Origin of the sequence: Arthrobacter sp. NA-172 (assembly GCF_043952055.1) — a bacterium.
Lineage (GTDB): Bacteria > Actinomycetota > Actinomycetes > Actinomycetales > Micrococcaceae > Arthrobacter.
The window spans coordinates 161,702-180,385 of sequence record NZ_JBINOT010000001.1 but is presented as its reverse complement, the minus strand read 5'-3'; the positions used below and the strand labels follow the sequence as shown (position 1 = coordinate 180,385).

Sequence of the window (18,684 nt, the reverse complement as noted above, 5' to 3'; positions counted from 1 at the left end):
GGCACAGGACAGAAACGAACAGGGGCTTGATTTGATAGGGAATGCAACCTTCCGACACCGCAACACCGCTTTGCTTTCGGTGAGCAGCGTCGAAGCTCCGAGGATTGTCAGTTCGGCGGATTTCGACCGCAGGCTGGCTAGCACACTGCGGCGGCTGAAGTTCCCCTCGAAGCTGCTCGAACGGGTCGCCGGCATCACGCACCGGGGCTGGTGGGCCCCGGGAACATCGTTCGATGACGCCGCCATCGAGGCTGGCGCGAAGGCCCTGGCCGAGTCCGGCGTCGAAGCGTCCGAGGTGGGCCTACTGATCAACACCTCCGTCACGCGGCGCAGCCTCGAACCGTCGGTCGCGGTGAAGATCCACCACGGACTTGGCATGCCGTCGTCGGCCATGAATTTCGACGTGGCCAACGCGTGCCTCGGATTCGTCAACGGCGTAACCCTGGCAGCGAACATGATCGACTCCGGCCAGATCAAATACGCGGTGATTGTCAACGGTGAGGATGCCCAGGCCACGCAGGAGGCTACCCTGGCCCGGCTGCAGCGGCCCGAGACGACCCGTGCGGACTTCAACCGCGAGTTCGCCACGCTCACCTTGGGCTCCGGAGCCGCCGCGGCCGTTCTGGGTCCGGCGGACCAGCACCCTGGAGGCCATCGGATCATAGGTGGCGTGATGCGCGCGGGCACCGAGCACCATGAACTCTGCGTGGGCGGCCTCGACGGCATGGCCACTGACACCAAGGGCCTGCTCGACGGTGGCCTGCAGCTCGTGGTCGATGCCTGGCGAGAGGCCCAGCCAGAGTGGGACTGGGCCTCGATGGACCGGTACGTCACGCACCAGGTGAGCAATGCCTACACGCAGGCCATCATTGACGCCATAGACCTGGATCCGGACAAGGTGCCGATCACGTTCCCGCGCTGGGGGAACGTGGGCCCGGCTTCCCTCCCGATGACTCTCGCCGCCGAAGGGCACACCCTCGAAACCGGCAACCGCGTATTGTGCATGGGCGTCGGGTCCGGCCTGAACACCGCCATGGTGGAAATCGTATGGTAAATGCCGACTGGCCCGACGTCGACCCCGAATGGTCGCGGGAAATCGACGTGGCGTCCACGTCCGCCGCGGATGAGCCCGGGACGATGCGCCGCTGGCACCTGCTCGACAACGGCGCCCAGCTCTCCCACCAGGGCCTGACTCCTGCCGGCACCCTGCTGTGCGTGCACGGCAACCCGACGTGGTCCTACCTGTGGCGCACCCTGCTGGCCGCCGGATCCGACCCAGCACATCCGTGGCGCGTGGTGGCGGTGGACCAGTTGGATATGGGCTTCTCCGAGCGCTCCGGCACGTTCCGGCGCCTGGCGGATCGAATAAACGATTTGGGCGACCTCACGGCTGCGCTCGCGCTCGGCGAGCAAGTCGTCACCGTCGGCCACGACTGGGGCGGCGTGATCAGCCTCGGCTGGGCCTTGGAACATCCGCAGCAGCTCGCCGGGGTGGTGCTGACCAATACCGCCGTCCACCAGCCCGCAGGCTCCCGCATCCCGGCGTCGCTGCGGCTGGCCCTGCACCCTGCTGTGCACCGCTGGGGAACGACGATGTCGGACGCCTTCCTGCGGGTGACGCATTCCCTGGCCCACCCGCCGCTGGGACCGGATGTCCGCGCCGCCTTCATGGCCCCCTACCGGGGCGCCGACCGCCGGGCCGGCGTGGGGAACTTTGTCGCGGACATTCCTGCGGACCCGTCCCATCCGAGCTTCCCCGCGCTCAGCCACGTTGCCGAGGGGCTACACGGGCTGAGGGTTCCAGCCCTGATGCTCTGGGGCCCGCGCGACCCGATCTTTTCCGACCGCTACCTCAAGGACCTCATCGGCCGGCTGCCGCACGCGCAAGTTCACCGCTTCGAGGGTGCCGGCCATCTGCTCGCCGAAGACCGGGACATCGCCGCCCCCCTCTTCGAGTGGCTTGCCGATCTCGGCCGGGAGAGCGCACCGGACCTTCAGCGGATGGACGCCCGGACCGGCGATCCGGGGCCCAAGGAGGACGCCGAGCGCCCGCAGCGCGGCACCGGGATCCCGCCGCTTTGGGCGCCGCTCATCGAACTCGCGGAAGGACCCGACGGCGGGGACACCGCCGTCGCGGAAATGGCTGCGGACGGCAGCGTCGCCCGCTCGCTCAGCTGGCGGGAGCTCGAACAGAACATCGCAGACCTAGCGGCCGGCCTGCAGGAGGTCGGAGTAGGGCACCACAGCCGGGTGAGCCTGATGATTCCGCCGGGTGTGGATTTGACCGTGGTCCTCTACGCCTGCCTGCGGCTCGGCGCGGTGGTGGTCGTGGCCGATGCCGGCCTGGGCACCCGCGGCCTGAGCCGCGCCGTGAAGGGGGCCACCCCGGATGTCCTCATCGGAATCGACAAGGCGCTTGCGGCTGCTTCGGTGCTCGGCTGGCCGGGGCGGCGGATCAGCGTGCGGGAGCTGCCATCCAGCCGCCGTCGCCTCCTCGGCGTCGAGACCTCCCTCGCCGCCCTCGCCCGCTGCGGAGCCGGCCTCAGCTCCGAACCGCCGTCGCAGTCTCAGGATCCAGGTCCTATCGATGGTCCAGCCCCGGACGCCCCCGCCGCCGTGCTCTTCACTTCCGGGTCCACCGGCCCCGCCAAGGGCGTGCTCTACACGCACCGGCAGCTGGCCGCGATGCGAGATACCGTGGCAGCGACGCTGGGAGTCCACCCGGGCAGCCGCCTTGTGGCGGGCTTCGCGCCGTTCGCCCTGTTGGGGCCGGCGCTCGGAGCGGTTTCGGTGACGCCAGCCATGGACGTCACCGCGCCCCGCACTCTGACGGCCCGCGCGCTGGCTGACGCCGCTGCGGCCATTGACGCCACGGTGGTCTTCGCCTCGCCTGCCGCGCTGCGCAACGTCCTTGCGACTAAGGGCAACTTGGTCCGGGCCGGGCACGACGCCCTGGGGCGCGTGGACCTGCTGCTCTCCGCCGGCGCGCCCGTCCCCGAATCCCTGCTCGAAGAGGTGCAGCGGCTGCTGCCCCGGGCCTCGCTGCACACCCCGTACGGGATGACCGAGGCGCTGCCCGTGACCGACATCAGCCTTGAACAGATCCGCGCCGCCGCTTCCGATACCGCAACCATGGCGGGGGCCGGCAACGGCGTGTGTGTAGGCCGGCCGGTCCACGGCGCCCGCGTGGCCGTCATCCCGCTCGCTGCGGACGGCACCGCGCCTGGGAACCACCCCGTCACGGAGGCTGGAGTGACCGGCGAGATCCTCGTGTGCGCCCCGCATGTGAAGGAGGCCTACGACAGGCTCTGGCTGACCCTGCGGGAGAGCGTCCGCACACCGGGATGGCACCGCACCGGCGACGTCGGGCATTTCGACGCCGCCGGCCGGCTGTGGGTGGAGGGACGCCTCGCACACGTCGTGACGGCGCCGGGTGCTGTGGTCACGCCCGTGGGCGCCGAGCAAGCCATCGAACGCCTGGACGACGTCGGACTGGCGGCCGTCGTCGGGGTCGGTCCGTCGGGGACGCAGGCTGTCGTCGCCGTGGTCGAGACTGTACCTCACGTCCGCCGTGCCGGCCCCGCCTCACCGCAGCTCGCAGGGCGCGTCCGGGACGCTGCCCGTCTGGCCGGCGTCAGCGTCTCCGCCGTGCTCGTTGTCCCTTCCCAGCCGACCGACATCCGCCACAACGCCAAAATTGACAGGACCCGTTTGTCCCGGTGGGCTTCGGCGGTGCTGGCGGGCGGCCGGCCGGGTAAGCCGTGAAGGTTCTCGTCACCGGAGCGAGCGGTCTGCTCGGTCGTGAAGTGGCGCGGGTGCTCGTGCGTCAGGGCCACGCCGTCACCACATTCCAGCGCCGTCCCGCGGGCGTCTCCGGCGCCGTGGACCTCTCCGGGTCCGTCACCGATGACGACTCCATCCGTCGCGCCGTCGCCGGGGCCGAGGGGGTCATCCACCTGGCTGCGAAGGTCTCGTTCACAGGCCGCGCCGCCGATTTCGACCAGGTGAATGTTGAAGGCACGCGCCGCCTGCTCCGTGCGGCCCGCGAGGCCGGCGTGCGGGACCTGGCGTTCGTTTCCTCCCCATCCGTGGCTAACTCCGGGGCTGCCACCGCCGGCCTGGGCGCCGAGCCGGCGGACCCGGCCCGCGCGCACGGCGACTACTCACGCACCAAGGCCGAGGCCGAGCTCCTGGCGTTGGCCGCGGACGTGCCGGAATTCCGGGTCGCGGCGGTGCGCCCGCACATTGTGTGGGGTCCGGGCGACACGCAACTGGTGGAACGGGTGCTCGAACGTGCCGGCCGCGGCCGCCTGCCACTGCTCGACGCCGGGGCGGCCTTGATCGACTCCACTTACGTGGACAACGCAGCCTCGGCCATTGTCGCCGCTCTACATCGCATGGAATACATTCACGGCCGGGCGCTGGTCATCACAAACGGCGAGCCTCGCCCGGTCGGCGAGCTCCTGGCGGGCATCTGCGCCGCGGGCGGCGTCCCCGCGCCGTCGTGGACGGTACCGGGCAGATTTGCGCGGGCGGCAGGATCGGTGGTCGAGAAAGTCTGGACCTGGGCTGCCCGGGAAGGGGAACCGCCGATGACCAGGTCCTGGCTGAGCAGCTTTCGACCGCCCACTGGTTCGACCAGCGCGAAACCCGCGAACTCCTCGACTGGACGCCTGCCGTCTCGCTTGACGAGGGTCTGGTGAGGCTGGCGGAGTACTACGGCCGTCAGCGGCCCGGGGTTCGCCACCGTTACTAACTTGCTGGCGTCACGACGTCCTCCAGCATGGACCTGTCGAAGAATCGGATCTCGCCCGTTGCCTGGAAAAACACCGGAACCACCGAAGTGTTCGCGTCCTTCGAGGTTTCGTAGATCTCGGGCGCACTCCCATGTTTTCGCGCAATGGTTCCAATCAAGTCAGTGCCGCGAACTCTTACAGTTCGATATTTGTAGCTCATCTTGACCCCTTCGTCGGCCAAGGCAAACCCTACTCCTGGGAGGAACAACCGGCGTCAGATCCGTTAGCCCGGAATCGCGGCTGAGCGCTCATATGTGTTCGGTGATGTGCAGTGTTTCGACAGGCATGTCGGGGTGAAGGCCCCATTCGGCCCAGGATCCGTCATAGACCCGGACACGCTCGCGTCCGAGAATTTCGGTGAGCACGTACCATGCGGTGGCCGCGCGACCCCCGACGGTGCAGTAAGTGATCAGCTCGTCTTCATTCTCGAGCTCCCGCACTGGCATCTCCCGGCGCAGCTCGTCGACCGGGCGGAATGCGCCTCTTTGGTCGTAGAGATCTCCGAACGGCCGGTGGACGGCGGTCGGGATGTGGCCCGCGCGGCCTCCCGGTACCATTCCGCCCGACGGCCAGAAGCGCTCCCCGGCGTACTCGGCCCCGGAGCGGACATCCAGAATCTTTGTTCCAGCGCGCCCGATGGCCTGCTGCACCACCGGCATGCCGGCGAACAGCCGCTGGTCCCGTTCGGCAAGCTGGTATGGTGCCGCTTCCAGACGGACCGGCGCAGTGCCGTATGGATGTCCTTCGGCGCGCCAGGCATCGCGTGAGCAGTTAAGGATGCCGACGTCGGCGTGCCCGTACAGCTTGAGGAGCCAATATCCGAGCGCGGGAGCGTAGCCGTAGCACACGACGGTCGTGGCCGGCCCGATGCCGGATGCCGCCAGCAGCCGCTCGATAGATTGTCTGCCGACCGGACGATACTGCTCGTCTTTAAGGTCGGCGTAGACGTTCCATAGCGCGGCGCCGTCGATGTGCCATTGATTGTAGGCGGCCGCGGAAACGTCCACTTCGACGACGCGGACCGCAGGATCGTTAAGGTGATCTGCCAGCCAGGTGGGTTCGATGAGCATGTCCACAGTCTGCCCGCTGGAGGTTGGGCCAGGGTTGGCTTTAGCTTGGCGCAACATTGGCGTCCGGGACGTGTGTGCGTCCCCCTATTCCACTTGGATCCACCCCAGCAGGTCCTCGCGGCTGACTGCCCGGAGGAGTGCCGGGTGGTCGCTGGCGATGTGGCCGCGGATCGCTCCGATCACTTCCTCGTCTGTGTCGCCGCGGACCACAAACCCACATTCGCATCGGATGAGCTTCGCCATAACGACCTCCCAAATCTGGTGGGGCCCTCCGGAAATGATGAGGGCACATGCGATCATGGTGTCATGACTGCGCAGTCAGCGCTGCGTCTCCAAATTTGCGGGCCGCTAGTCGTAGAGCGTAATGGACTGAGGCTCGATCAGGCCCTGCCTGGACGTCAGGGGCGCCTGATGTTCACCTACCTCGTGCTCAACCGCCACCGCCAGGTGCCTCGCGACGAGCTTGCCGAGGCGCTCTGGCGCTCCCCCGATTCCGCCGGGATCAACGCCCGCCTCAACCCGTTGATTTCTAAGCTTCGCCACGTCTTCGGCCCGGACACCGTGGATGGGCGCGTCACCGTCCAGCTTCACCTCCCCGACGCGTGGATCGACCTTGAAGCCTCCGTGGAGGCAATTCACCGCGCCGAGTCCGCCGTGGCTCAGCAGGACTGGTCCCGCGCCTGGGGGCCGGTTCTGGTCGCTTTGTTCGTCGCCGAACGCGGATTCCTGCCCTGGCCAGGATGCTGATTGGATCGACCAGACCCGCAACCAGCTCGCCGAGATCCGGCTGCGAGCCTTGGAGTGCTACGCCGCCGCGGAGCTCGGCATCGGCGGCGGCGAACTCGCCGGAGCCATCCGTGCCGGCCGCCGGCTCATCGCCCTCGACCCTCTGCGCGAAAGCGGCCATCGCTATCTGATGCAGGCTCTCGCCGCCCACGGCAACCTGGCCGAGGCGCTGACCGTTTACGGCCGGCTGTCCGAGCTTCTTCGCGAACAGCTCGGCGTCTCCCCCAGCCCCACGACCCGCGCGGTCTACCAGCAACTCCTCGAACAGACCTGACCTCCGCGGCGGCCGATCCGCGCATGCCGGGCGCTTTTGGCCGGATCGGTGAGATAGTCAGCACAGTTTTAGGCTATTTTGGAGACCGGCCACTAGAGGTCTGGCCTCGGGCCCCGAAAGGAGCGGCAAGTGGACGGTAATGCTGGTTCGTGGTTCCTGAGCGGCGCCGAACGGGGGAACCCGGCCACGGACGTGCAAGCGGGCGGTGCGGGCTCGCCGTCGTGGTCAGAAGGCAACCTCGTTCTGCCCCTGATCCATGGAGCGAACTACTTCGCCCGGCTGTATGAGGAGCTATCGGCCCTTCATCCGGGAGACCGTGTGTGGTTCACCGACTGGCGGGGCGACGCCGACGAGCGGTTGCTGGCGGACGGACCGTCGATCGGCGAGTTGCTCGCGGGGTTGGCCCGCGCTGGAGTGGAGGTACGGGGCCTGGTCTGGAGATCCCACGGCGAACGTGTGTCTGCCCCGATCAGCGGCCGATCGAACGAACTCCTCAGCCGTCAGATCAACGACGCCGGCGGAGAGGTGCTGTTGGATCAGCGAGTTCGGTTGTTCGGCTCCCATCACCAGAAATTCTTCGTCATCCGCCATCGTGACGACCCGTCCCGGGACGTTGCGTTCGTTGGCGGCCTCGACCTTGCCCACAGCCGTCGGGACGAGGCCGATCACGCAGGAGACCCGCAGGCAGTTACCATGGATTCCCGGTACGGGAAACGGCCACCGTGGCACGATGCCGCCCTCGAACTGCGCGGGCCCGTGGTGGGCGATTTACTAGCAGTGTTCGCTGAGCGGTGGAACGACCCCCATCCTCTGGACCTGCGCACGCCCTACCGGATGCTGCTGCAACGCCTCGCCCGAATGCCCCGCCATCCCAAGCCGCTCCCAGCGGCTGCCCCACCGCCACCACCGGCGGGCCCTCATGCAGTGCAATTGCTCCGCACCTACGGTATTAAACGTCGCCCCTTCCCGTTCGCACCCAACGGAGAGCGCAGCGTTGCCCGAGCCTATGCGAAGGCCTTCGCCCGCGCCCGCTCGCTGATCTACATTGAGGACCAGTACCTGTGGTCGACGGAGGTCGCAACCGGAATCGCGGAGGCCCTCGAGCGAAACCCCGACTTGAACGTGATAGTCGTCGTGCCGCGCTTCCCCGATGACGATGGCCCTCTCGCGGGGCCGCCTAGCCGGATCGGGCAACTGCGTGCCATCAGAATGCTGCATCGGGCCGCGCCCGGCAGGGTCGGCGTGTTCGACTTGGAGAACAGCTCCGGCACGCCTATCTACGTCCACGCCAAAATCTGCATCATCGACGACGCGTGGTTCACCTGCGGTTCAGACAACTTCAACCGCCGGTCCTGGACCACCGACAGCGAGCTCACCTGCGCCGTTTTGGACATGACTGCCCCCAACCAAGAACCTGCCGGCACAGATACCGGCCGTCACACTTTCGGGCCGTTGGCCCGCGAACTCCGGCTCCAACTCTGGGCTGAACACCTGGGCCTGGACCAGAACGACCCCCGGCTCCATGATCCGGCGGCTGGCCTCGAGCTTTGGAACGCTGCCGCGGACACTCTCGACCGCTGGCACGAAACAGGCCGAAGCTCGATCCGCCCCACTGGACACGTTCGACACCACACTCCAGAACCCGTGCCGCCTCTCCAACGTCTCTGGGCGGATCTGATCAGCCGCATTGTCGTGGACCCGGACGGCCGCCCCCGCCAGCTGCGCGGCACTGCCGAGTTCTAGGCAAGCGGGCCCGGTTCAGCAAGGGTCCTGACATTGCTGCTACGACTGCCGGTGGCACCCGCAATCTCGGCCGTAGCCGTGGCCGGGGCCGGGCGGGATTTTTGCTAGGCGGCGTGGCGGGCGGGGGAACCGGCCGGTGTTTTGCGGGGGCGGAGTGCTTTTTCCAGTTTCGGCTGGTGGTTGCGTACGTCTTCCCCGGCCTGGGCTGCGGCGGTGTGGTCGGTCAGGGCCAGGGCACGTTCGAGGCGGACGCAGTGTTGTTCCATGGCGAGGGCCCCGATCATGGAGGAGCTGATTTTCAGGCTGAGGACCGCGTCCATGGCCTGGTCGTTGGTTCCGGTGCTCAGGGCCTGGCTGATCCGCTCCACCCGCTGGGGGAGCATCCGGGTGTAGGAGGCGGCGAATTTCCTCGGCGGCGTCCTTGCTGTTCATTTCCTTGGCCAGGAGCTTGAGGGGGCGCCGGTCCAGGGCGGGCAGGGGCCGTCCCGCCCCGCCGGTCCGGGCGTCAGCAGCGGCGTCGTCGGTGGTGGTGTTGTCGGTGTCGGTGGTGTCGGGTTTTTTCCGCCAGATGGAGGCCAGGACCATGACCACGAGGGCGGCGGGGGCCCCGTACATCAGGACCTTCAGGACCACCGGGTCCCGCAGGGCCCGGATGGCGTTGCCCAGGTACGGGACGGTGAAGACCTGCCGGTCCACCTGGCCCGCTGCCAGGGTCGCCGTCCGGGGTCGGCGCCGTTGTTCGCGTCGCCCTTGGTGCGCACCGTCGCGGTGCCCTGGCTGTTCACGGCGAGCTCGATGATCCGGTGTGTCTCCACCCGCTGGTCATCCACCGGAATGTGGTAAGTGATGATGTCCCCGACCTTCAGGTCCGCGACCGGGACCGGAACGGTGATGACCACGTCCCCGGGGTTGATCAGCGGCGCCATCGAACCGGTCAGCATCGTGCTGGTCTGGTACCCCAGGATCCGGGGCCCGACGGCGAGGAACAGGAACGCCGCGACCGCCGCGACCATCAACGCCGTGGCACCCAGCCGCACGGCGGACTGCAGAACCCTCGCACCCAGGCCGGGCTTCCCGTCAGTCGTCGCCGTCACGGTTGTATCGGTGGTGGGGGTCCGGGAGGCCCGCGGGCGGCGGAGCAGTGATGCGGTCATGGCGGGTCTCCGTTCTTTGGTGCAGGCCCTCCGCCGTCGGTATTTCAGGGGGGCTCGACGGCGAAGGGCTGGCTTCGGGGGGTATTTTCGGGGGGTTACTTGCTGGTGGCGGTGCGCTGGGCGCCGGTGAAGTTGAACGCGACCGTGCTGGAAAGGTTCTGGAAGGTGTTGTCCGCGGCGGCCGGCAGGGTGAGGGTGACGCGCAGGTTGTCGGTCGCGTTCGGGGCGACCGAGGCCAGGTTGGCCAGGGCCAGGTTGGAACCGGTGACGGCGCGGCTGGCCAGGACCGAGGTCGTGGTGCCACCGGTGCAGGTGTACGTGTAGGCGGGGGGAGTGCCGGACTCGGTCCACGGCACGGAGCAGTTGTCGATGACCATCTGCAGGCCGTTGCTGGCGTCGGTGTCCAGCTTCGAGGTCGGCAGGGCCGAGGTGGTCAACGTGATCGCCGAGAGCGACTGGTTGCCGGCGGCGTTGCTCAGGGTGGCCACGCGCTGCACGGTGTCTCCGGGCACCAGACCGGACGCGGCGACGCTGAGCCGGTTCGTGGTCCCGGACGCGCCCAGGGCGATGTTCACGATGCCCGAGGCGACCGTGTTGCTGGCCGAGGTGCTGGAGGTGAACGCACCGTAGGTTCCCAATCCCGCCACGCCGGCTGCGGTGCCGACCAAGGCCAGGGAAGCAATGACCTTACCGGTGGTGGTTTTCAGGTTGAGACCCATGATCGTTTCCATTCCTTGAAGCCCGTGAGACCGGGTGTTCCACGGACCGTGCTGCCCGATAACCACTACTTTCCGGCAGGACTTCAAGGAAGCCGCAAGCATCCCTCAAGCTTTACTTCAAGATTAGTTAAATATCAGCTCAAGATCCCCACCCAGTGTCGGGTCAGAAACCGTGCGCCGCCACATACCGCGGAAAAGTGCCGAACTGGCGCATAAAAAGAACCGCCGCCCGATTTCGGGACAGCGGTACTTTTGCCACACGAGCAACCGAAGCTGCGTTTTGTCGTGGACTATGCCGCGACGGCCTCCGGTACCGGGAGGGCTTCGATGGTTTTGTTGAAGGTGTGCTGCACGATAGCCGAGCCGATAGCTCCCAGAAGGAACATCAACCAGAAGGCTGCGTGGCGCCCCAGGCCCTTGCGGGTGAACGTTTCGACGCCGACCGAATACTTCCAAAGCCACACGATATTAGCGATCGGTACGATGAGCAGCCAAGCCGAAGGGATGGCCGTTCCTGACTTGTTCATCTCGTTCTTGGTCTTGACACTCCAGACGAGGGCGTAGATGCCGAACGTGATCAGGGGCAAAAGCAAGGGCGCTGCGATACTGCGGTTTTTCATGGGTCCTCCTGTAGAAGAATCCCGTTCCGGAGAGTCCGGGGACGGGAGGACTCAGGGCAGCCACTCACAGTAACTGGCCACAATCACTTGCGGATTCGATCCTGCTTTGTTGCCGTACTCAAGCGTCCGGTATGACTATCAGCCGAGCCGGACGCTTCGTAAGGCATTGCGCCAGAAATATTCACGAATAGAAGCGGTGTCAGATCCCGTTTGACGCACCGTGCAACACTTGCTGCATGGATTTGGAGGTGTCGCCTGCGCTCACGGTACCCGCCGCGGAACTCAGCTGGCGGTTTTCGCGCTCGTCAGGGCCAGGCGGTCAGCACGTGAATACCTCCGACAGTCGTGTAGAGCTCTCCTGGAACGTTACCGGCTCCGCCGTTCTCTCCGAGGGACAGCGCCAAATGCTGGCCACGCATCTCGGACCTCGCCTCATCTCAGGAGTCGTAACAGTGTCGGCCTCGGAGCGTCGCTCTCAGCTACGTAACCGGGAGATTGCGTTAGACAAGCTCAGCAAGCTCGTCGCAGAGGCCCTTCTTCCCGAAGCAACCCAGCGCCGTCCCACCAAGCCGACTCGAGGATCAGCCCGGCGTCACCTCGCAACAAAACAGCAGCGGTCAGCGACCAAACGACTACGGCAGCGGCCGTCCTCCGAGTAGCAACGCCACGGACTACCCGGCCGTTGTTGTCCGCGCCTGTTCCCGGGAATAACGACGCCGGACGGCGCTCGGTAGGACTACAAACAGCACCCGAGATGTCCGCCGGGAACCGGCTGCGTGTCGATCATAAATGCGCTACAGGAGATTGCCGTGGGGTGGGTGAAAGCTTGCGAGGTAGTGCGGAATGCCTCATTTGAGACGAAGGCCCCGAATGCCGGCGAAACCTTTGCGCAAGGCGGATCGAAAAAGCCACCATGGGCACCGCAATGAGGAGAACGAGAGTGCCCGCCAGAAGGACTAGCCCGGTCACGACGACCACCATCGCCAGGATGCCCATCTGAAAATCCACTGAATTCATCAACTGCTCCTATCTGCTCGCCCTGGGCGCAAGGTCCCACGCATAGGCGGCGGCCGGTGGACTGTGTCGTTTGCTGGACGAGGTTGCTTCCGAGCAACCCCGTTTGAGGCCTTGGGATCCGGTCTGCAAGTACCCCCATGCGGCCGACCACGACGTGGCCGGCCGCACTGTTCGCCCAGTCTCAAGGGGCAACCGCGCACTCCCGGCGGGGGTGCCGGAAATGCGGGTCCGGGGCGTCAACGCTTTTTGGCTCGCAGGATAGTGCTCCCCAACCCTGTTGCCAGCCAAATTGCGCGACCTGTCGGACATATTTGTAGTGCGTCCCAACCATGGAACGTGACGCAGATTCGCCAACAATTTCCGCCAGTACGCAATCTGATGTTCGTCTGGCCTTTCTGGAGCACGCTATGACGGCGGACAGCCGCCTACTGTATTAGCTCTCCCGATCGCCAGCCGACATATCGCCGACGCCAGGCCTGCCATCGGCGAGGGCGTAGCGCTGCAGCACCGCACCCCTCGGCGAGGCGACGACCGGCTCGATGAGTCTGAGGTTCGTCGGAACCACACCGTCGGCGAAAACCTTCTTACCGCCGCCGAGGAGGATCGGATACACCCAGAGCGTGAGCCTGTCGAAGAGCCGCTCGGCGAACAGGGTCTGCACGAAGTCGAGACTGCCAATGACGTGGATGTTCGCATGCCGGTCCCGCAGTTCGCACACGGCGGCGACGACATCAGGACCGAGCAATGTTGACTCGGCCCATTCGAGGGTCGGCGTCTGGTGGGAGGCCACATATTTCGGCAGGCGGTTGAACAGCTGGGCGATTTTCCCGTCGGCGTGCGGCCAGTATGCGGCAAAAATGTCGTAGGTTCGGCGACCAAGCAGCAGCGCGTCCAAGTCCGCCATCCCGGCGTCGACCTGCTCGTCAACGACCTCGTCCCAGAGAGGCGCCTGCCAGCCGCCAAAGGCGAAACCGTCGTCAGCGTCCTCGTCGGGTCCGCCGGGCGCCTGCGCGACGCCGTCGAGCGTCGTGAACAGGTCGATATGGATGAGTCCCATGAGGTGCTCCTTTTCTATCGCCCGTCGTCGTCCCGGCGACAGATTCCTTCGAGGCTGACACACGATCCCTCTGCAAGGCAACCCGCATCAGGCCGCACCGGTACGTTCCACCGTCCTGTTCAGTCGCGCCCTTACAGGGGCGGACAGGGCCGGCAGCGACTGCGGAGTTTGCTAAACACGGCGATAGCGGATGTGGGTGGTCAGCGGTGAGTGAAGCACCTCGACGGGTTCGAAGCCGAAAGATTCAACCCCGTCGAAGATGCGCTCACCCGAACCGAGCAGCACAGGTGCGATGTCGAGGGTGAGCTCGTCGATCACGCCGGCGATCAGTGCCTGCCGGACGGTCGAGGCCCCACCGGCGATATCCACGCCGTTGTCCCCTGCGGCCTGGCACGCTGCGGAGTAGGCCGCGTCGAAGCCCTCAGTGACGAAGTGGAAGGTCGTCCCGCCATCCATCTGGATCGGATCATGTTGGTGATGGGTCAGCACAAACACTGGCGCGTGGTACGGCGGTTCGGCTCCCCACCACCCGGCCCATTCCTCGTCCCAGTCCCCGCGGATCGGACCGAACATGTTGCGGCCCATCACATACGCGCCCCGCGGGCGCATGAGCCAGCCGTTCGCAACTTTGTCGGCATCGTTGGCTCGCGGGTCCCCGATGTGCCAGCCGTGCAGCTCCGGCCCCCGCTTGCCTAGGGGATTCTCGCGGCTCTGTTCCGGCCCGGCGACGAAGCCGTCGAGCGAGATCGACATGTGGCAGGTGGTGTCCGGCACCGCGAACCTCCTGAGTGATTGCGGTTTGCATACGGTCGGGTGGAGATTCTGGGTACTTTAGCACGTGAGGCATTCTCGTCGTCAGCTCCTTCATCATCTCCGGTCCGCTTTGAATAGTGTTCCAATGATTGAACTCGCGGACCGAAGGGGATCATGTAGAGGACATGCTAGACAGCACCTCGGCATAAAGTGTCTGCAGGAAGAGGAACCATGTCCCTCAGTGTTGAGGAAATGAACAAGCAGTTGCCGGTGGCGAACGCCTTGCCGGGACAGGCCGTGCCGTACTGCAGCGGAGGACTTGTCAGTCGATACGAGCCAGGGCGCGCTTGAGCTTTTGGATGGGGGTTTCATATGTTCGACGTGATCATTAGCGGCGGCGGCCCGACGGGGATGATGCTGGCAAGCGAGTTGCGTCTGCACAACGTAGATGTGCTCGTGCTGGAGAAGGAAGCGGAACCGAGCAAGGCGGTCCGCTCGCTCGGCCTGCACCCGCGCAGCATCGAGATCATGGACCAGCGCGGACTGCTGGAGCGATTCCTCGCACACGGGCAGCAGTATCCCGACGGCGTCGGCCGCTTCGCCGGGATTGCCAAACCCCGGCAGGCGAACCTGGACACCGCACACGGCTACATCCTCGGCATCCCCCAACCCGTCACCGATCGTCTGTTGGAGGAGCGTGCCGGCGAGCTCGGCGCGCAGATCCGCCGCGGCTGCGAGGTAACCGGCATCAAGCAGGACGAGGACGGAGTGAGTGTCGAACTCGCCGACGGCACATGGCTCCGCTCGCGCTGGCTGGTCGGCTGCGACGGAGGACGAAGCCTGGTGCGCAGACTCCTCGGCATCGGCTTCCCCGGGGAGGCTGCCAGGACCGAGTGGCTCCTCGGCGAAGTGGAAGTGACCACTCCGCCGGACGAGTTGGCCATGGTGGCAGAAGAGGTCCGCAAGACCCACAGGGGATTCGGTATCGGGCCGGCCGGTGATGGCCTCTACCGCGCCGTCGTGCCCGCGGCGACCGTCGCCGAAGATCGCTCGGTCCCGCCGACCCTGGACGCGTTCCGAACGCAGCTTCTGGCCTACGCGGGCACCGACTTCGGTGCCCACTCACCACGCTCGCTGTCCCGTTTCAGCGACGCCACCCGGCTTGCCGAACAATATCGAGTAGGCCGGGTTCTCCTCGCCGGCGACGCGGCGCACGTCCACCCGCCCTTGGGAGGGCAGGGTTTGAACCTCGGCATCCAGGACGCCTTCAACCTCGGTTGGAAACTCGCCGCCGAGGTCGACGGGTGGGCACCGGACGGACTTCTGGACAGTTATTACACCGAGCGTCATCCGGTCGCCGAAGACGTGCTGACCATCACACGCGCCCAGAGCGAGCTACTCTCCCCAGAGCCCGGCCCGCACGCCGTGCGTCGGCTGCTGACCGAGCTGATGAACTTCGAGGAGGTCGGCCGATTCCTGGCCGGGAAGATCACGGCGATCGGCATCCGTTACGACTTCGGCGAAGGACCGGAGCTGCTCGGCAGAAGACTGCGCGACATCCGCTTGTCGCGTGGCCGTCTCTATGAGCTCACCCGCAAGGGCCGCGGGCTCCTGCTGGACCAGACGAGCAAACTCTCCCTGGCGGGATGGACGGATCGGGTCGACTACGTCGCCGAAGTCAGTGGGGAACTGGACGCGCCCGCGGTCCTGCTCCGACCCGACGGCCACGTCGCCTGGATCGGCGAAGACGAGGAGGACCTGCTCCGCCATCTGCCGACATGGTTCGGAACCGCCTCCGAGGGCGCCGGCGACGCTCGGGAAGGCACTGGCTGATAACCGTGAACCGGGGGCTCCCGTTTCCAAGCCGGGGCGTTCTAGGCGAAGCTGTGCACCTGCAGGCTCCGGAAATCCGAGGCGTGGAAGATGAGAGGATCGCCGCGGTTCTCCCGGGTGCAGTAGCCGTGGACCCTAAGCAGCACGACTGTGTGGTCCCCTGCCGGTGTCTGGGTTTCCACGGAGCAGTCGAGCCAGAGCACGGCATCTTCCAGAAAAGCTGCGCCGGAGGCCGTGGTGGTCAACCGGGCGCCGGCGAAGCGGTCACCGGTTTTGGCGGCGATTTGGCGGCAGATGTCAGCCTGGTCCGCTGCCAGGACCGAAACGCCGATGCGTTCGCGGTCCCTCAAGAGTGGCCAGGTCCGTGACGAGTTCTGGGCGGCGAACATCACCAAGGGAGGGTCGAGCGACACGCCTACGGTGAAGGTCGAGGCCACGATTCCCTGCGGCGCCCCGCCCACAGTCGAGCAGAGGGCGGCGACGCCGGAGGGAAAGTGTCCGAAGATTTCCCTCAACGCGCTCGGAATCAGATCACGGTTCAGAGACAAGGAGTGCCCCTCTCGGTTGAACAAAGGTACCGGTGTGGCTGCGCCCAGAGACGAAGGCGTTCGCCGGACGGGGCAACCCATAGTGTTCACGGAGAGTCCGTCCGGTGTATTCGCGCCGGAAGAGTCCGCGGTCCCGCAGGATCGGGATGACGTGGTCCACGAATGCGTCAAGGCCGGAAGGGAGCACGGGGGGCATGATGTTGAACCCGTCCGCTGCCCCGGCCTGGAACCAGCCCTGGATGGCGTCGGCCACCTGCTCGGGTGTGCCGGAGAAGGTCCGGTGTCCGCGGCCGCCCCCGAGCCTGCCGATGAGCTGACGCACGGTCAGGCGCTCCCGCCGGGCGAGCTCCACAATCAGGGTGTATCTGCTCTTGGCGCCTTCGATCTCATCCTCGGAGGGGAGGTCCTCCGGCAGCTCCGCGTCCAGGCCAAGGGAATCCGGGGAGACCCGAAGCACCCCGGCAAGCTGCCGTCTGGCGTGGTCGGGGTGGATGAGCTCGTCGAGCTCGCGTTCCAGCTGCCGGGCTTCGGCTTCGGTGGATCCGATGACCGGAACGATACCAGGGAGCACTTTAATCGTTTCCGGATCCCGGCCGGCGGCAGCGGTTCGCTCCTTCAAGTCGGCATAGAACCGCTGCGCGTCCGGGAGCGTCTGCTGGGCGGTGAACACCGCTTCCGCGTAGCGGGCTGCGAAGTCCTCGCCGTCCTCGGAGGAACCGGCCTGGACAATCACGGGGTGGCCCTGGGCGGAACGCGGCACGTCCAGCGGCCCCTGGACGCTGAAATAGGTGCCGATGTGCTCAACGGGGTGGACGCGGGTGTTGTCTCCCCAGATCCCGGCTTCTTTGTCACCGACTTGAACGCCGTCTTCCCAGCTGTCCCAGAGCTTGCGGGCCACGCCGAGGAATTCCGCAGCCCGCTCGTACCGCCGGGCGTGGGCCGGCTGTTCCTGCAGGGAGAAGTTTCTTGCGGCGGCATCCCCCGCGGTCGTGACGACGTTCCACCCGGTCCGTCCGCCGCTGATGTGATCCACGGAAGCGAACCGCCGGGCCAGGTTATAGGGGTCGTTGTAGGTGGTGGACGCTGTGGCTATGAGTCCGATGCGGTCGGTGACGGCCGCGATGGCGGCGAGCAGGACGGTGGGTTCGAGGGTTCCGTAGGGGCGCTGGGCGACGTCCCCATGCAGCACCGGGGAGTCCGCGAAGAAGATGGAGTCGAACGTTCCGCGTTCCGCCGTGCGGGCCAGGCGTTGGAAATGGGCGATGTCCGTCCCGGCAAAGCTGTCGCTTTCGGGCAACCGCCACGAGGCTTCATGGTGCCCGGTGCTCATGAGGAACGCATTCAGATGCAGCTGGCGTGCGGCGCTCACAGCAGGGCTCCGGTAAGGTCTGCGGGCAGGACGACCGTCTCGGAGTAGGTGGAGGAATCGCCGTGGATGGACGTGCTGCTGCGTCCGTCGATGCCGCGGGGCACGTCGCCGGCGATGGTGACCCGGTTCAGCTGGCGGGGCTGGCCGTTGTAGTTGTCGGGAGCGTAGTGCTGGGTGATGCGGTTATCGAAGAGCACCAGCTGGTCCGGTTCCCAGTTCACTCGGACCACATTCTCCGGGCGGGTGATGTAGGCCTGCAGCAGGCGGAGGATGTCTTTGGATTCTGTGTTGGACAGGCCCACGATGCGCAGCCTTTGGGCGAAGCCGCCGATGAAGAGGCCCCGTTCCCCGGTCAGTGGGTGGACCCGGACCACGGGGTGGGCGGTTTCGAACTTGAGCCGCGTGAACTCCTGGCGGCGCTCTTCGGCGCTCTCATGTTCGAGGTTCTTGGGCACCGAGTAGTCGTAGTCGTTGGTGTGGATGGCCCATAGAGTGTCGGCGAAGTTCCGCAGCTCCTCCGGCAGATCGGCGTAGGCACCGGCGGACGAGGCGATGAGGGTCTCGCCGCCGTAGGCCGGGAGGGTGATGCTGCGGAGGGTGGAGGCCTGCGGCGGGTTCACCACGAAGGTGACGTCGGTGTGCCAGGTGTTGGCGGAGCCGTTTTCGCTGTCCACGGGCAGGACGGCCGGTTTTCCGTCAACGGATGCCACGGTGGGGTGTGCCTGGGTGAGCGGGCCGAAGCGGCTGGCGAAGCGGACCTGGGCGTCGTCGTCGCGGACGTTGGCTTCCCGGAAGATCAGGGCCTTATGGGTGTTCAGGGCCTCCCGGATCTGCGCGATGGTGTGGTCGCTAAGGTCTCTGCTGAGGTCCAGTCCCCGGATTTCGGCGCCGATGCGCGCGCTAAGTTTCCGGAATTGGAGTCGGGTTTCGGTAGTTGTTGACATG

General features: G+C 66.4%; 19 protein-coding genes and 1 pseudogene. 8 read left to right on the top strand and 12 right to left on the bottom strand.

The genetic code is table 11. From position 1 onward, the window contains the following. Positions 1-31 precede the first annotated feature (31 nt). The 3 genes and pseudogenes from ACF0H6_RS00910 to ACF0H6_RS00900 all read left to right on the top strand — a co-directional run bounded on the left by ACF0H6_RS00910 (position 32) and on the right by ACF0H6_RS00900 (position 4,756). A complete protein-coding gene (locus ACF0H6_RS00910; protein WP_395248084.1) occupies positions 32-1,054 on the top strand; it encodes a 3-oxoacyl-ACP synthase III in 1,023 nt (340 codons plus the stop codon). Then, positions 1,048-3,765 (top strand): alpha/beta fold hydrolase, encoded by a 2,718-nt coding sequence (locus tag ACF0H6_RS00905; protein WP_395248083.1) that lies wholly within the window; start codon positions 1,048-1,050, stop codon positions 3,763-3,765. The genes ACF0H6_RS00910 and ACF0H6_RS00905 overlap by 7 nt, the downstream gene beginning before the upstream one ends. Continuing rightward, a pseudogene (locus ACF0H6_RS00900) lies at positions 3,762-4,756 on the top strand (NAD-dependent epimerase/dehydratase family protein). The gene ACF0H6_RS00905 and the pseudogene ACF0H6_RS00900 overlap by 4 nt, the downstream one beginning before the upstream one ends. On the opposite strand, the gene ACF0H6_RS00895 reads toward ACF0H6_RS00900, so the two are convergent. The 3 genes from ACF0H6_RS00895 to ACF0H6_RS00885 form a co-directional block, all read right to left on the bottom strand. Continuing rightward, complete coding sequence (locus ACF0H6_RS00895; RefSeq protein WP_091562058.1) at positions 4,753-4,956, bottom strand: hypothetical protein; 204 nt, start codon at positions 4,954-4,956, stop codon at positions 4,753-4,755. The pseudogene ACF0H6_RS00900 and the gene ACF0H6_RS00895 sit on opposite strands and share 4 nt — an antisense overlap. Positions 4,957-5,044: 88 nt before the next feature. Next, positions 5,045-5,866 carry a sulfurtransferase gene (locus ACF0H6_RS00890; protein ID WP_395248082.1) on the bottom strand — a complete coding sequence of 274 codons (822 nt, stop codon included), beginning with the start codon at positions 5,864-5,866 and terminating at the stop codon, positions 5,045-5,047. Between the two features lie 84 nt (positions 5,867-5,950). Continuing rightward, positions 5,951-6,109, bottom strand: coding sequence for a DUF1059 domain-containing protein (locus ACF0H6_RS00885; RefSeq protein WP_155854336.1), 159 nt, complete (start codon positions 6,107-6,109; stop codon positions 5,951-5,953). Between the two features lie 168 nt (positions 6,110-6,277). On the opposite strand from ACF0H6_RS00885, the gene ACF0H6_RS00880 reads away from it, so the two are divergent. From ACF0H6_RS00880 to ACF0H6_RS00870, 3 genes are all read left to right on the top strand, one after another. Continuing rightward, positions 6,278-6,613: a hypothetical protein gene (locus tag ACF0H6_RS00880; RefSeq protein ID WP_395248081.1), complete on the top strand. Its 336-nt coding sequence runs from the start codon at positions 6,278-6,280 to the stop codon at positions 6,611-6,613. Between the two features lie 49 nt (positions 6,614-6,662). Continuing rightward, positions 6,663-6,926 carry a BTAD domain-containing putative transcriptional regulator gene (locus tag ACF0H6_RS00875; RefSeq protein ID WP_395248080.1) on the top strand — a complete coding sequence of 88 codons (264 nt, stop codon included), beginning with the start codon at positions 6,663-6,665 and terminating at the stop codon, positions 6,924-6,926. A 129-nt stretch (positions 6,927-7,055) separates the two neighbouring features. Further along, a complete protein-coding gene (locus ACF0H6_RS00870; RefSeq protein ID WP_395248079.1) occupies positions 7,056-8,669 on the top strand; it encodes a phospholipase D family protein in 1,614 nt (537 codons plus the stop codon). Positions 8,670-8,773: 104 nt separating this feature from the next. Here ACF0H6_RS00870 and ACF0H6_RS00865 read toward each other — a convergent pair whose 3' ends face one another. The 4 genes from ACF0H6_RS00865 to ACF0H6_RS00850 all read right to left on the bottom strand — a co-directional run bounded on the left by ACF0H6_RS00865 (position 8,774) and on the right by ACF0H6_RS00850 (position 11,162). Then, positions 8,774-9,052: an Hpt domain-containing protein gene (locus ACF0H6_RS00865; protein WP_395248078.1), complete on the bottom strand. Its 279-nt coding sequence runs from the start codon at positions 9,050-9,052 to the stop codon at positions 8,774-8,776. 240 nt (positions 9,053-9,292) lie between these two features. Next, positions 9,293-9,823, bottom strand: a complete 531-nt coding sequence (locus tag ACF0H6_RS00860; RefSeq protein ID WP_395248077.1) for a signal peptidase I — start codon at positions 9,821-9,823, stop codon at positions 9,293-9,295. A gap of 95 nt (positions 9,824-9,918) precedes the next feature. After that, complete coding sequence (locus ACF0H6_RS00855; RefSeq protein ID WP_395248076.1) at positions 9,919-10,542, bottom strand: TasA family protein; 624 nt, start codon at positions 10,540-10,542, stop codon at positions 9,919-9,921. Positions 10,543-10,832: 290 nt separating this feature from the next. After that, positions 10,833-11,162: a DUF4234 domain-containing protein gene (locus ACF0H6_RS00850; RefSeq protein ID WP_395248075.1), complete on the bottom strand. Its 330-nt coding sequence runs from the start codon at positions 11,160-11,162 to the stop codon at positions 10,833-10,835. Positions 11,163-11,398: 236 nt separating this feature from the next. On the opposite strand from ACF0H6_RS00850, the gene arfB reads away from it, so the two are divergent. Continuing rightward, positions 11,399-11,821: an alternative ribosome rescue aminoacyl-tRNA hydrolase ArfB gene (gene arfB, locus ACF0H6_RS00845; RefSeq protein WP_395248074.1), complete on the top strand. Its 423-nt coding sequence runs from the start codon at positions 11,399-11,401 to the stop codon at positions 11,819-11,821. A gap of 791 nt (positions 11,822-12,612) precedes the next feature. On the opposite strand, the gene ACF0H6_RS00840 is transcribed toward arfB, so the two are convergent. Further along, positions 12,613-13,236 (bottom strand): dihydrofolate reductase family protein, encoded by a 624-nt coding sequence (locus tag ACF0H6_RS00840; RefSeq protein WP_395248073.1) that lies wholly within the window; start codon positions 13,234-13,236, stop codon positions 12,613-12,615. 171 nt (positions 13,237-13,407) lie between these two features. After that, a complete protein-coding gene (locus ACF0H6_RS00835) occupies positions 13,408-14,010 on the bottom strand; it encodes a dihydrofolate reductase family protein (protein WP_395248072.1) in 603 nt (200 codons plus the stop codon). 351 nt (positions 14,011-14,361) lie between these two features. Between ACF0H6_RS00835 and rox the strand changes: the two genes are divergently transcribed. Continuing rightward, on the top strand, positions 14,362-15,822 hold the full coding sequence (gene rox, locus ACF0H6_RS00830; RefSeq protein ID WP_395248071.1) for a rifampin monooxygenase: 1,461 nt from the start codon (positions 14,362-14,364) through the stop codon (positions 15,820-15,822). A gap of 41 nt (positions 15,823-15,863) precedes the next feature. On the opposite strand, the gene ACF0H6_RS00825 is transcribed toward rox, so the two are convergent. Genes ACF0H6_RS00825 through ACF0H6_RS00815 form a run of 3 tightly spaced genes read right to left on the bottom strand, consistent with a single transcriptional unit; the run spans position 15,864 to position 18,683 of the window. Next, positions 15,864-16,370, bottom strand: coding sequence for a flavin reductase family protein (locus tag ACF0H6_RS00825; protein ID WP_395248070.1), 507 nt, complete (start codon positions 16,368-16,370; stop codon positions 15,864-15,866). Next, complete coding sequence (locus ACF0H6_RS00820) at positions 16,354-17,700, bottom strand: LLM class flavin-dependent oxidoreductase (RefSeq protein WP_395249843.1); 1,347 nt, start codon at positions 17,698-17,700, stop codon at positions 16,354-16,356. Before ACF0H6_RS00820 ends, ACF0H6_RS00825 begins: the two co-directional genes overlap by 17 nt. A 35-nt stretch (positions 17,701-17,735) precedes the next feature. Continuing rightward, a complete protein-coding gene (locus ACF0H6_RS00815) occupies positions 17,736-18,683 on the bottom strand; it encodes a TauD/TfdA dioxygenase family protein (RefSeq protein WP_395248069.1) in 948 nt (315 codons plus the stop codon). Position 18,684: the final 1 nt, after the last annotated feature.